This is a genomic window from Corynebacterium silvaticum, assembly GCF_004382825.2.
GTDB classification, from domain to species: domain Bacteria; phylum Actinomycetota; class Actinomycetes; order Mycobacteriales; family Mycobacteriaceae; genus Corynebacterium; species Corynebacterium silvaticum.
This window is the reverse complement of record NZ_SDQO02000002.1, coordinates 140,349-152,525: the sequence shown is the minus strand read 5'-3', so window position 1 is coordinate 152,525 and position 12,177 is coordinate 140,349. Positions and strand designations below refer to the sequence as shown.

The window sequence follows — 12,177 nt, the reverse complement described above, 5'->3', positions numbered from 1 at the left end:
TTCAGCGTTGGGGATAGATACAGTTTCCGAGATGTTAATCTCTGAGAGGTTTGCATTGTGTGGAATCAGACCATTAGAGAGTTTTCTAGAAGATTTTGCTCTTCAGCAGAACTTATTTTTGCCCCTACTTGTGTTGTCGCCATCTGTGATGAGGCTGAACATTCAGAGGTTTGGTCTGCATTTCTTGAGCAATTGCAACTGGTTGATTAAGCGATAAAAGGCGCATCCAATTGCGATGACCACTTTGACAGAACTGAAACGTTTTACTTTTTAGTTTCTTTCTTTTTTTTCAGAGCGTTGCGCAATAAACATAATTACATACACGAACAGCCAAAAAGCGGTAGCTATGACAATAGAGCCGATAAGCCCTGCTGCGATTATTTCAGGAGAGGACTTAAAGGAAAACACCCCTGACAGAATCAATCCGATAAGCGACAATACTTGTATGGCTAAGAAGGCTGTAATGGCTTGTTTTTTGTTCATTGCACGATCCTTTCAGCGTGTAGGCAGGTTTATTTCATTATGCATACGCCATTCCAGATGTTGCGGTGCAAATTCTTAGTTTTTTATATAAAAACTCCTTTAAATTGTGTCTTTATTAACAAACATTAATTATAATACCAAACGGCTCTTGTTTGATTAAAATATATATAAGTCGCATTTCAGACATTCACACTCCAAGTTGTCTCTGCACTTTCAGGTGTATGGTATGACTTTTTAAATTCTAAAAATCTTGAAAGTTCAGCCCTTGAATGTGAAGTCTGCGGCTCAAGTGATTATTGCTGTCACTATGGTGGCGGGGTCCCTTGCTCACGAAAAACAGTGACAATGACAATGATGAAGTCATAGAGCAGGCAACCGACTACCAAGAGTCCATCTAGTGCTACATACCTAGAAATATAGCAATCTAGAAATGTAGCACCCAGGAAAAATACTTGCCTGCTAGGGCACAACCGCTATACGAAATCTATTCAATGAAACGCTCGCTTTTTCTCTGCACGTACGTAGGGGCCGGAAGAAAACTCTAGACGTAATTCTCACAAGATTATGGTCTTCGACCTATCCATAGGTACCAACGCTTGGACACTTATATAAATATATTATTGTGTGTGGAATTGAGAATACGTATCGATAACAAAAAGAAGCAAGCTTCACACAGCACGGTTAAAGAAGAAGACTTATTTAATAATTAGATACGCCGACTAAGCACTATTTTTATTATCTCAATTAATTTTAGTTTTCAAACCATATACAAAGAAAGTCCATCTCCAACAATCCGCTTACCATTCCTGAATTACCAGAATGATCATCAATACCCCCAAAAGTGATCTTACAAATATTAACCACTGACAAATTTATAGATATTGATCAGGAAAGTCACCATAGTTAAGAAGTATATTTTTTATATGTAACACCTATTGCAAACACCTTATTTATATTCACCATCTGCATCTACATAGATAAAAGGTAGTTATTGTTCGCATGTCAACAATGGAGACAAATAGTGGTTATTACACCCGAAGAAGTTATGCGCCTGATAGGCAAAGGCATGACCCAATCCCAGATCGCTAGAGAATATGGGGTTACCCGTCAATACATCTTCATACTTGCCAAGCGGGCTGGCCACGAAGCTGCAGAGCAGGAATATATCAAAAACGATTTACCGTGGACTAATATCGACGAGACACATAAGGACAATACAATCTTTAAAGCTTTGCGTATGCACGCCCGTTATATGGAACGTGGACAAGAGGGTTTGCACGGTTCGAGTTGCGTTAAGCTACTCGGCATGTACCGAAAATTTGTTCGATTCAATCAGGTTATCGACTACGACGAGGCCTATCCACCTGTAGAAGGTTTGTCGAATACAGGCGGGTTTATGTACGTACCGAGGTCTCCAGAAGACGGGAACCTCATTATCAAAATGAAGCCCGGTGTGCGGATCACAAAAAGAGGTGCGCGCATATGGCAACTGTTTCCAGAGAAACAGTAAAAACAACTACATTTTACAAGTAGATAGAGATAAAAAATGACCAACACTTTTACATCCCTCACGGAACGAGGTGAGGGCTGGTGGGTAATCCAGCTTAAAGAAGATCCAGGCTTACTAACCCAAACCCGGCGCCTGGATCAAATTCCAGATATGGTCCGCGATGCATTGGGGCTTTTCCCTGAACTTACCGACGATCCAGAAAATGCCATCGTGACCATCGAGTTCCGTGAAGGAGAAGATATAGCGGATATAGCCAACCAAGCGGTGCAGGCTAATCAAAAGGCAAAACAAGCCCAAAAGGAAGCCTCCCAACTCATGCGACAAGCCGCCGCAGAACTATCCAAAAAGGGCTTGTCTTATAGGGACATCGGCACATTGTTGGGGGTTAGCTTCCAAAGAGCGCAAAAACTCGCAACGGCGTAGCAGCGGCGGGCGGGCGTCGAAAAGCTAGCCCCTTGAGAGAAGAACAAGGGGCCAGATTTCACTTATTTCCGGTGGATCATTCTGAGTTGCGTTTTCTGCGAATAATCATGAGCAATCCCACGCCACCAATTATCAAGAACAGGGCAGGGATAACCAGACCTGCGACGGAAGCTCCAGTACGAGCTAGAAGGTGCTTTGCGGGCGGTTTAGGTGCAGCGTCCGCAGGCTTATTGGAAGCTATCGACGGTGTGGCGGGCGGCGACACAGGCGCAGGAGCATGCGGCGTCACCGTTGTGGTCACCGGTGGTGCAGGCGGAAGCGGTATGGGGATGGGAATATGTATCGGCAATAAAGGATTACGCGGTGCCCGCGTGGGTTCTGTAGTTCTTGGCGATGACGACGGCGCCGACGACGTGGTTGTCGTTGCAGAAGGCTCGGTCGTCTTCGTTGCAGTGGTGGTTGTAGTCGTGGTCTTCGTTGTAGTCTTCGTGGTCGTTTTCGTTGACGTTGTTGTCGACGGCGCAGAGGACGAGGTAGTCGTAGGAGGCACAGGAGGGATCTCCGGATCCTCTGGTTCTTCCTGGCAATAAATATTCGTTGCTACTACTTGAACTGCCTGTTCTTCAGGCTGCCTGATGGATATGGTTACGGACTTTCCTTCTTTTTCCTCACCATCTACAGACCACTTCAAAGAATGCTTCTTCTCAGACGCTGCATCAGCATCTTCCTCTTTAATCACACACGAGGCATCTTTATCCAGCTGTTTCTCATGATGCACGTCCCCGTTTGCGAGCTTAATCGTGCCACTCTTCATTTCTTTGCCTTGCGACGTGCACGACCACGCAAAGGAAAATTGTTTCGAGGTATGCTCCCCGGAAACAATTTTTTCAATCGTAAACCCGCCTTTGCTTCCCCGACCCTGGCCACCGGCGCTAGGGAACGTAACGCTACCGCTGATCTTTCTGCCATTTACTTCTGCGGTGTTATAGACAGTAGAACCTAAAGCAGGCTTCTCGGTTGAGATAGTGAGCAAAGAGATGAGCGGGCTGGAGTCAGGGGAAATTCCGTAGGGAAAATCGACGGATATCTGCTGTGGCGTGCAGTTGAGTTTGTAACTATGCCCAGCCAAAAAACCATCATCGTTTTTGATACTGTCTCCAAACCCATGCCTAGTTCCTCCCTGGTCAAAATTTTGAGGATTTATATTTCGATGAAGCAGAATCTGGGGAGGGTTCCCTTTTAACAAGGTTGATACATACACCGGAGCATATCCGTCGTTATATTTTCCGTCGCAGGCAAAGCTCCATCCAGCGGGAGCATTATCGGTGACCAAGACTCGCTGCCCGTTTCCCGTTTTTCCGCTCAGCCCTACTGTCCACTGGACTTTATGCACCTTATTCTCGGAATCATATCCCTGATATTCACCAATCTTGGCAGTCTCGTGTGAATCACCTTCCGAGCCTTCCTCGTATCTTCCGTTAAGAGATCCACTACCGCATCCGTTAAAGCTCAGCGACCCATCAAATTTCTTAGGGTTTCCATCAATCCCATCACGGTTCCATTTCACTGAGACAAAGGCTGTTCCGTGCACGTTAAAGTGGGTGTTGGCAAACTGTTCAAGCGTAATCACAAAAGATTTAAGCCTACTGTCCCAACTTCCCCGCGCTACAAGTTCGTTCTCACTATCCCTCAGTAAAATTGATCCGGTGTCCACGCCTTGTAATTGTGGTGGAAGTGTAAAAGTGATTTTGTCGCCCTGCCTAGCGTCAGCTTTTGCCTTCCACGTAAACTGCACTTCAGCGTAGGAACCCGGCCCATAGTAGGTGTTAGCACTCAGGCTAGGGTTTGAATGCTCGTCTTTCCATGCAAGGTCAGACCAATTCCCGCCACTACATACGGATTCAGCACGTGCTAGAGGCTGCCTGGTGGCAAACACCATCAGCGATGAGACGAGTGCGATCACACATGCAACAACGCATAGAAGTTTCCCTGCTCGCTGAGAGCGCGCAGGGAAAGACATATTTTCCATAGTTCTTCACTTCCTGGATAAAATTTATATAAATCTCAGGATCAACAAACCCGGATTGATGCCCAATTTCTTAACAGGGATTACACCTGCATAAATACCAACACATCAAGCGATAATCGCTCCACTTTCCTTAAAATATGCCAATCTAAGAATTTAAAAAACCTTTAAACGGAAGGTGTCTAGTGTGCAACACACGCCTAAAAAACTTTTATACACAAAACACAAGGTTATGGCACTAATAAGGTTTCTCCGCGGCACGCTTCCACCCCAGAAACGCTTCCCAATAAGTGACCAATCCCATCCACAGGTGTGACGCAACACGGGCGTTCCGGGCCCGACCCACCTCCCGCAAACCACGTCGGCGCAACCACTCATGTTTAGCCATAATCCGCATAGCAGCGTTCATCCCCACCCCTTTTTATTCACAAGAACCGTTGCGCCCTAGCCAATCAGACACAATCGGCGATTTGATTTTTATTCGCCACCACAGCGCGTCACCTCCGCAATAACTACAGGATCACAATCGGTCCCATTTTTTTCTTTCCACTGCTATGTGTACAACTGTGCACAAAGTTATCCACAGGCTGTGTATAAAAATGTGCAGAACCCAGCCATAGGATTATCCCCAGAGTTTCTTCACAGCCTGTGGATAACTTTGTGCACTTCTTCCCCACCTGGGGCTTTGTTCGAGAGCTTCTGCAAAAGCGCAGGTTGTTCCCCGTAAAAATTCAGAAATTAGAGAATGACGCGTTGAACAACACTCGTGTAATTATCCACAGTGTGGATAACTCTTGTGGATAATTCACATCCTTGTGAGAACTACGAATTATTCCAAAAATCTGTGTAATTTCAGTGGATAACTCGATCGACACAGGGCTAAATCCCATGATTGTGATTTAAATGAACGCGTGCGTCTCAAAGGCCATGTATAAGAAGACAGATACAAATGCAATCAGACATATTCAGGCACTCGCAGTCCTCCAGGAGAGAAGTGAGGACATAAAAATAGTGCTGTGAAACCGCGTCAACGATTCCACAGCACCATCCCACGTTGTGGGCTACAACAATCTAGTGCCGGCTACCCAGATTCCGATGACCTCGCATACAGCAATCGCGGCCACTATAAGCCATGTAATTACGTGTCCGCGTAGAAAATGACGACGAGTTCTCGGCGTTGCATAAGCTAAAAGTACTCCGGTAACAGAGCGGCTGCGGTGTGCAGACATGAGAGGAAGCGCGACTATAGCGCCAGCAATAAGACCGCCGATGTGTCCCCAGAGAGAAACGTTGTCGGTGATCAATGAGTATCCCACGTTCACGGCAACGAGAATGAGAGGTGCACGAATATCAGTTTTGCGCGTTATTGCTATGGCCACCATGATTGCCATTAACCCGTAGATAGCGCCGGATGCTCCCGCAGTCGGCGAAAGCGGATCCATAATCATGATTGTTAGCGATGCACCTAATCCGCTAATAAAATACGCGGCGCTAAAGAAAGCAAACCCCATAAATTGCTCAACTTCACGGCCCAAAAAGAAAAGTAAAAAGAGGTTGATCGCAAGGTGTGCAGGGCCAATATGCAGGAACATTGAGCCAATTGCGCGCAACATTCCTAGGGGGTCGTGCATCTGCGGAGTGTAGAGAATCCAGTGATCGCCGAGCCACGAGTCATAGAGGTTATCGGTTATCGACCGCGATTGGAAAGCGGTGATCAGGAAAATTATGAGCGTCGATAAGCTAAGTATCACTGTGGCAGGAGCCTGGTTATACGCTGCACGCAATGTTCGTTGGGCGGACATTCTCCCATTTTCGTTGAAAGTAGAAGAAAACCCCAAGTATCCGAAGCACGGTGGCCGCGGTACTTGGGGCTATGTGGAGCATTTTACTCCGTGATCTCTACAGACTCGATCACAACTGGCTCGACAGGGCGATCCATGCGGTCGGTGGAAGTCTGAGCAATGTCCATAACAACCTTCTGCGATGCGGGATCAGTGACCTCGCCGAAAATGGTGTGGTGGTTGTTGAGGTGCGGGGTGGGCACCACGGTGATAAAGAACTGGGAACCGTTGGTGCCTGGGCCTGCATTGGCCATAGCGAGCAGGAACGGACGGTCGAACTGAAGCTCCGGGTGGAACTCATCTGCAAACATGTAGCCTGGGCCGCCACGACCGGTGCCTGTGGGGTCACCGCCTTGAATCATGAAGCCATCGATGACGCGGTGGAAAACCGCACCATCATAGAACGGTCCTTCAGCGTTTCCGGAGGCGTTCTCAGTCTTGTAGTCTGCAGAGCCATCTGCCAAGGTGACAAAGTTTTCGACGGTCTTTGGAGCATGGTTGCCAAAGAGCTCGATTGCAACATCACCACGGTTGGTGTGCAAAATCGCGGTAGCGGTTTTCAAAGTCATACGCAACATCATAAGCGCGAATGTGTCAACCTCGCTACGCTGGAAGGAACAACGAACTCATTTTGTCAGTTTCTGATGGGAGCATCCTATGAACAGCAGCACTACTATTCGCGGCGCCGTTTTGGTGACCAAGGCGGCATACGACAAGTACGCAAACTACCGCGATCGTAAGACTCGTGAGGCATATGATGCGCTACTCAATGCTGCCGATTCTTATGATGACGTCCGCAAAGACGTAAAGTCCAACGTCGCAGATCTCTACGATCAGTCCCAAGAGCGCGTCAGCAGCCTCACCGCGCAGGCCCGCAAGCGCCTTGATTCCGCAATCGCCGACGCCGCAGCCGCCAAAGATGACACGGTGAAAACAGTCAATAAGCAGGCTTCCAAAGCATCTAAGTCTTTGAGCAAGCAGTCTAAAAAAGCTCAGAAGGCCGCGCGGAAAGCTGCACAATCTGCTAAGAAGAGCGCAACCCCCAAGAAGCAGCCCAGCTTTGGTAAGCGCCTGTTCAATTTCTCGCTCTTCACCACGCTTCTCGCTGCAGTGGGCGCCGTCACCTACTACTTCTTAAGCAAGCGTGATGTCGTCTCTACTGAGCCGCCACACGTAGAGGATTTCGGCGCAGACTCTGTGAACACCCAAGAATCCCGCCTTGTTTATTCCACTCAAACGCCTGTCGATGGCGAGGACGAGCACGTGGCGTCTCCGGAGGAAGGGGCCACAGAACGCGACGAGGAACTCCTCGGTTCCCTAGAAGACCAGCTCAAGCAGCATACGGATTCTAAGGAAGACAAGTAAAACAACACCGCCTCTCCGCTAGTCCCGGATGAGGCGGTATTTTTGCTTATCGACGCCCTCCCCTGCCCGCGATCTTCTCCCTAACGGGATAACTCGTGGCTTAACGCCTCTAGTTCCCCACCACCGGCCATCTGCTGCGTTAATTGTTCTAGGGTTACCTGATCCCGCGACGCGTTCAATATCTGATTGCCCAGGTTGAGGATAGTAAAGCGGTCGCCCACCAAGTATGCATGGTGGGGATTGTGGGTAATAAGAACAACACCAATCCCCTTGTCTCGTGCGGCTGCCACAAAGCGCAGCACCATGCCAGATTGCTTCACGCCGAGCGCTGCAGTGGGCTCGTCAAGGATGATAACGCGAGCGCCGAAATACACAGCGCGGGCAATGGCTACCACTTGGCGCTGTCCGCCTGACAAGGACTCAACGTCCACGTCTATGTCGGGCAGATCGATCCCCATGGCCTTCAACTGTTCTTGAGCAATCGAACGCATTTCCTCTTCACGAAGACGCCCCAAAAAGCCTGTGAGCTCTTGACCTAGGAAAAAATTCCGCCACACCGACATCTGTCCAACCACCGCTAAGTTTTGGTGAACAGTAGCAATCCCATGGTCTAACGCCTCGCGAGGGCTGCTAAAAGTTACTGGTTGGTCGTCGATAAGCAACTCTCCCGAGGTCTGCTTATGCAAGCCCGACAATATCTTGATGAGCGTGGATTTTCCTGCGCCGTTATCACCTAGAACACACGTCACCTCACCCGGCGCGACGCTCAGGTTCACGCCGCGTAGGGCATCGAATGCGCCATAGCTTTTTGTGATGTCGCGTAGTTCAATGATCGGAGTTGTGGACGTATCCATTTATTTCCTCCCCTTGGTGAGCGTGGCAAAGGAAGTGTTGGTGAGCACTGCAAAAAGCAACATGGCGCCGAGGAAGAACTTAAACCAATCGGGGTTCCATCCTGCATAGACGATTCCCTGGTTTGTCATTCCAAAGATGAGAGCGCCGATAGCGGTGCCTATGATCGTGCCGCGCCCACCGGTCATTGCACAGCCGCCAATCACCGCAGCGATGATGTACAAGAACTCGTTACCCACGCCTTGACCAGCTTGAATGGAATCGAAGGTGAAGAGGTTATGCATGCCCACAAACCAGGCGGCAAAACCAACGAACATGAACAAGATTATTTTGACGCGTGCCACGGGCACACCAGAGGCGCGGGCGGCATCAGCATCCCCGCCGACTGCAAAAATCCAGTTGCCAAATCGCGTCTTAAACAGCAACCATGAGCCCGCTGCGACAAAGAATATCCACCAAAAAACGGTTGCACGCACGGAGACGCTGCCGATGTGTACGGTCCCGGCAAAGACCTTCTGAGCTGAAGGAAAACCTTCCATATCGGCGATACTGGGGGTCGCTACTTGGCTGGTCACCAGCTTAGTGATAGCCAGGTTAAGTCCTTGCAGCATGAGGAACACCGCTAGTGTGATCAGGAAGCTATCGATCCCGGTCTTAGTCACCAAATATCCGTTCAGTGCGCCGATTGCCAGCGCAATGAACAAAGACATAAGCGCACCGACCCAACTGTTGAGATGCAGGTTGTAGTTCAGCATCGTCGCAGCTAACGCCGCTGTAGTCACGGCCACGCCCGAGGACAAATCAAATTCATTGCCGATCATGAGCAGGCCCACGGCCACAGCGACGATTCCTAAAGTAGAACTCGCATAAAGGACCGTAGTCAGCGCGTCAATGGAGCGAAACGACGGTGCCACGCTCAAAAACAGAACGAATATGGCGACCGCGCCTAGCAGGCTGGCAAACTCTGGGCGCAGGATCAACGCGGAAAGGCCTGTTCGTCGGCGCAGTCGATCGTCACCTTGTGTGGCAGTTCCAATGTCCGCAGTGCCTGCTGCTGCGGATTCTGAGGTAGGAGGAGTGATCAACGTAGGCCTGCCTTTGCGGAATCTGCAATCTTGTCTACGTTGGTGGCGTCGACAAAGCTCGGGCCTGTGTAGACCGGTCGATTCCCTCCGACGGTTGATCTATTGCGTTGCGCAAGCCACAACGCATCAATGGCCATGTAGCCCTGAAGATACGGCTGCTGATCCACAGCCCACTGCACTGTGCCGCCCTTGATGGCAGTCACGAGCTGCGCATTGGTATCAAAAGTTGAGATTTTGGCTGAGCTTCCAGAGTTTTTTACGGCATCAACGCTGGTGAGAGCCACAGGTGCCACAAGCCCCATCACCCAGTCAATGCTCTTGTCCTGTGCGAGCTTTGCTTGCACAGTGGATTGAACGCTCGTCATATCCTTACCGTTGACATAAAGCACTTCCATGTCAGCGCCGGCAAGCCCCTCTTTAAGGCCCGCGCAACGAGCTTCCTGTGAGGAATTTCCTTGCTCATGGATAACGCAGAGCGCGTGTTTGGCGCCGTCTTGGGCAAGGCGTTTGCCGGCTAAGGTCCCGGCTACTTTTTCTTCCTGCCCAAAGAACGCAGAGATGTCATATTTTTGGTATGCGTCCATTCCGGCATTGAGCGCCACCGTCGGAATCTTGGCGGTCACCGCTTTCTTGGCGGTTGGCCCAATTGCCTCTGCGTTGGGCATAGTCACCGCGATTCCGTCGACTTTGGAGTCGATGGCATTTTGAATCAGATTAGATTGATTCGGTGCTTCGGGATCCGAGGAATAGCGCAGCTCCATGTTGTTCTTTTTAGCTGCGTCTTCTGCGCCCTTACGCACCAAATCCCAGAAAGTATCGCCAGGGGCGCCGTGCGTCACCATTGCGACGACATAACGAGGCGTGTCCACTCCGCCTACCTGCCCGCCCGAAGTATTCGAGGAACGCGGGGCACCGCCTGTTGCAGAGCAAGCGCTGAGCACGACGGACGCGGCGAGCGTAACGACCGCCGCACGTAGGGGGAACCGGAGATTTTTCACCTATGCATAGTGTCGCACTATGTGACCGGGGGTCAAGCCCAGCACCACTGTACTGACCAGCTAGTTTATCGATTCAGAGGCGTTGAGCTGCACAAGCATCACCCCGCAAACGGGGGCATGCTCTTATGTCCGTTCATGTGAGATGTGCGACCTCGCCTCAAAACCTCACGATTCTTTTCATGAACCTCTTTTCACAAATCCTCGGTGTTCTACTTTCCCTCTGCCAGGTTGCCGATATGCAATGTGAGATACGCAGTCTCTGTGAGCCCCAAAGTGGCATGGGTTTGTTCTTCAATATGCTGCTGCACGTTTACTGCAACATCCCAATAGCTCGGCATCGACGTCTTAATCGTATGAACAAATTTTCTGCGTTCTTTCACCTCAGGCCCTTGCTTTTCAAATCTTCCCAACACAAACCTCAAATGGGTCACAAAGCGTCGAGTGGCAAAGTCATCGCGTGAAACAACAAAACCTAAATGTTCTGAGACCAGTCGCAGGATGTCGTCGATAAGCTGCGTCATTGGCCACGGCTCGGGAAATCCTAGACCGGCCAAACTGCATACTCACCACGTGCAAAGCAAAAGCAGCGGCTTCACTTGCTGGCAGAGAAACGCCCAGTTCCGCGATGATCATTTTTAAAACATGCTGGCCAAACTCATATTCTTTGGGAAATAAATGCCGTATCTCCGTTTCCAAGGGAAAATCTACGTATTTTCCTGCGCCAGCACGATCTACGGCAAAACTCATGTGCTCCGCAACGGGGAGCAACAATGCCTCAGCGTTGTCTATCCCTAAACGATCGTGTGCTGCGACAACAATGGGCCGAGTGAGAATAAGAATCTCAGGAGAAAGGCTGCTCAGCCTCACCGCAATGCTTGCCGCATGCTGTTGTGATTCCAAAACATAGGTCATTTCGATCCGGGTTTTGTCTATTGAGTCTCCTACAGACACCCCAAACCCAATGCCTCTGCCAAGCAGCACCACGCTACGTCCGTGGTCGTCGATAGCTTGCACCACATTGTTGTTGTGACGGCGTTGCATCCGGTACATGGTTTTTACTTCAGCTCCATGACGATCTGTCCAAAAGCTGCGTTCTTATCAACAGCTCCCACATTAAATTTATCCGCGTTAGTAACCACGACAACGGTATCCATTGAAGGGACGCGCGCAGCTGTCTCTTTCCAATCGCGAAGTTGCACCAACTGTCCCTGCGCCACGAGAGCTTGAAACCCCTCCCCCTTGAGTTTCACTGTGTCTATTCCGATGTGTACGAGCACCTCCACACCGTTTTCCCCACGTAAAGCGCACGCGTGACCTGTGGGAAACATGACTATGACCTCCCCTGAGATGGGAGCGACAATGGTGTTGTTTGCCGTGTCTACGGCAAACCCAGGCCCTAATGTTCCCTGCGCAAATACCGGGTCAGACACCTCAGCGAGGTCTTTAATCTGCCTTATCACCGGCGCAACGATCCCCTGCGGTACAGGATTTTTCTTTTTAAACCCAAACATTTTTACTTCATCATTCCTCTCGTCGCTATGTGGCTAACGCGGGAAACACCAATTCAGCATTTCCCGCATTATCTTCACAATCG

General features: G+C 49.7%; 13 protein-coding genes. 3 read left to right on the top strand and 10 right to left on the bottom strand.

What is annotated here, in order from left to right:
- Positions 1–270: 270 nt before the first annotated feature.
- Positions 271–483: a hypothetical protein gene (locus tag ET810_RS04800; RefSeq protein WP_134316100.1), complete on the bottom strand. Its 213-nt coding sequence runs from the start codon at positions 481–483 to the stop codon at positions 271–273.
- Between the two features lie 1,021 nt (positions 484–1,504).
- Here ET810_RS04800 and ET810_RS04795 point away from each other — a divergent pair.
- Together ET810_RS04795 and ET810_RS04790 are read left to right on the top strand one after the other, a co-directional pair.
- Positions 1,505–1,993, top strand: coding sequence for a helix-turn-helix domain-containing protein (locus ET810_RS04795; RefSeq protein ID WP_087453074.1), 489 nt, complete (start codon positions 1,505–1,507; stop codon positions 1,991–1,993).
- Positions 1,994–2,029: 36 nt separating this feature from the next.
- Positions 2,030–2,416, top strand: a complete 387-nt coding sequence (locus tag ET810_RS04790; protein ID WP_087453073.1) for a transcriptional regulator — start codon at positions 2,030–2,032, stop codon at positions 2,414–2,416.
- 76 nt (positions 2,417–2,492) lie between these two features.
- Here ET810_RS04790 and ET810_RS11955 read toward each other — a convergent pair whose 3' ends face one another.
- The 3 genes from ET810_RS11955 to ET810_RS04770 all read right to left on the bottom strand — a co-directional run bounded on the left by ET810_RS11955 (position 2,493) and on the right by ET810_RS04770 (position 6,864).
- A complete protein-coding gene (locus ET810_RS11955; protein ID WP_225870229.1) occupies positions 2,493–4,355 on the bottom strand; it encodes an Ig-like domain-containing protein in 1,863 nt (620 codons plus the stop codon).
- Positions 4,356–5,503: 1,148 nt separating this feature from the next.
- The gene (locus tag ET810_RS04775) at positions 5,504–6,244 is read right to left on the bottom strand and encodes a rhomboid family intramembrane serine protease (RefSeq protein ID WP_087453071.1); all 741 of its coding nucleotides are present in this window, start codon (positions 6,242–6,244) and stop codon (positions 5,504–5,506) included.
- Positions 6,245–6,327: 83 nt separating this feature from the next.
- Positions 6,328–6,864: a peptidylprolyl isomerase gene (locus ET810_RS04770; RefSeq protein WP_087453070.1), complete on the bottom strand. Its 537-nt coding sequence runs from the start codon at positions 6,862–6,864 to the stop codon at positions 6,328–6,330.
- 76 nt (positions 6,865–6,940) lie between these two features.
- Here ET810_RS04770 and ET810_RS04765 point away from each other — a divergent pair, with 76 nt between their 5' ends.
- A complete protein-coding gene (locus tag ET810_RS04765) occupies positions 6,941–7,648 on the top strand; it encodes a hypothetical protein (protein WP_087453069.1) in 708 nt (235 codons plus the stop codon).
- Between the two features lie 80 nt (positions 7,649–7,728).
- Here the strand turns inward: ET810_RS04765 and ET810_RS04760 are convergent, their stop codons facing one another.
- The 6 genes from ET810_RS04760 to ET810_RS04735 all read right to left on the bottom strand — a co-directional run bounded on the left by ET810_RS04760 (position 7,729) and on the right by ET810_RS04735 (position 12,094).
- Positions 7,729–8,502, bottom strand: a complete 774-nt coding sequence (locus ET810_RS04760) for an ATP-binding cassette domain-containing protein (RefSeq protein ID WP_087453068.1) — start codon at positions 8,500–8,502, stop codon at positions 7,729–7,731.
- Positions 8,503–9,537, bottom strand: a complete 1,035-nt coding sequence (locus tag ET810_RS04755) for an ABC transporter permease (protein ID WP_087454802.1) — start codon at positions 9,535–9,537, stop codon at positions 8,503–8,505. It abuts the gene before it with no gap.
- Between the two features lie 44 nt (positions 9,538–9,581).
- Positions 9,582–10,583, bottom strand: a complete 1,002-nt coding sequence (locus ET810_RS04750) for a substrate-binding domain-containing protein (protein WP_087453067.1) — start codon at positions 10,581–10,583, stop codon at positions 9,582–9,584.
- A gap of 209 nt (positions 10,584–10,792) precedes the next feature.
- Positions 10,793–11,104, bottom strand: coding sequence for a PRD domain-containing protein (locus ET810_RS04745; RefSeq protein WP_134316102.1), 312 nt, complete (start codon positions 11,102–11,104; stop codon positions 10,793–10,795).
- Complete coding sequence (locus ET810_RS04740) at positions 11,034–11,624, bottom strand: CAT RNA binding domain-containing protein (protein WP_166741025.1); 591 nt, start codon at positions 11,622–11,624, stop codon at positions 11,034–11,036. Before ET810_RS04740 ends, ET810_RS04745 begins: the two co-directional genes overlap by 71 nt.
- 14 nt (positions 11,625–11,638) lie before the next feature.
- A complete protein-coding gene (locus ET810_RS04735; protein WP_087453065.1) occupies positions 11,639–12,094 on the bottom strand; it encodes a PTS sugar transporter subunit IIA in 456 nt (151 codons plus the stop codon).
- Positions 12,095–12,177: the final 83 nt, after the last annotated feature.

What these genes read in the sequence shown, in the direction of transcription:
- ET810_RS04770 (WP_087453070.1), bottom strand. Translation starts at nt 6,864, where the DNA reads ATGATGTTGCGTATGACTTTGAAAACCGCTACCGCGATTTTGCACACC.
- ET810_RS04775 (WP_087453071.1), bottom strand. Translation starts at nt 6,244, where the DNA reads ATGTCCGCCCAACGAACATTGCGTGCAGCGTATAACCAGGCTCCTGCC.
- ET810_RS04760 (WP_087453068.1), bottom strand. Translation starts at nt 8,502, where the DNA reads ATGGATACGTCCACAACTCCGATCATTGAACTACGCGACATCACAAAA.
- ET810_RS04790 (WP_087453073.1), top strand. Translation starts at nt 2,030, where the DNA reads ATGACCAACACTTTTACATCCCTCACGGAACGAGGTGAGGGCTGGTGG.
- ET810_RS04740 (WP_166741025.1), bottom strand. Translation starts at nt 11,624, where the DNA reads ATGCAACGCCGTCACAACAACAATGTGGTGCAAGCTATCGACGACCAC.
- ET810_RS04765 (WP_087453069.1), top strand. Translation starts at nt 6,941, where the DNA reads ATGAACAGCAGCACTACTATTCGCGGCGCCGTTTTGGTGACCAAGGCG.
- ET810_RS11955 (WP_225870229.1), bottom strand. Translation starts at nt 4,355, where the DNA reads ATGGTGTTTGCCACCAGGCAGCCTCTAGCACGTGCTGAATCCGTATGT.
- ET810_RS04745 (WP_134316102.1), bottom strand. Translation starts at nt 11,104, where the DNA reads ATGACGCAGCTTATCGACGACATCCTGCGACTGGTCTCAGAACATTTA.
- ET810_RS04800 (WP_134316100.1), bottom strand. Translation starts at nt 483, where the DNA reads ATGAACAAAAAACAAGCCATTACAGCCTTCTTAGCCATACAAGTATTG.
- ET810_RS04735 (WP_087453065.1), bottom strand. Translation starts at nt 12,094, where the DNA reads ATGTTTGGGTTTAAAAAGAAAAATCCTGTACCGCAGGGGATCGTTGCG.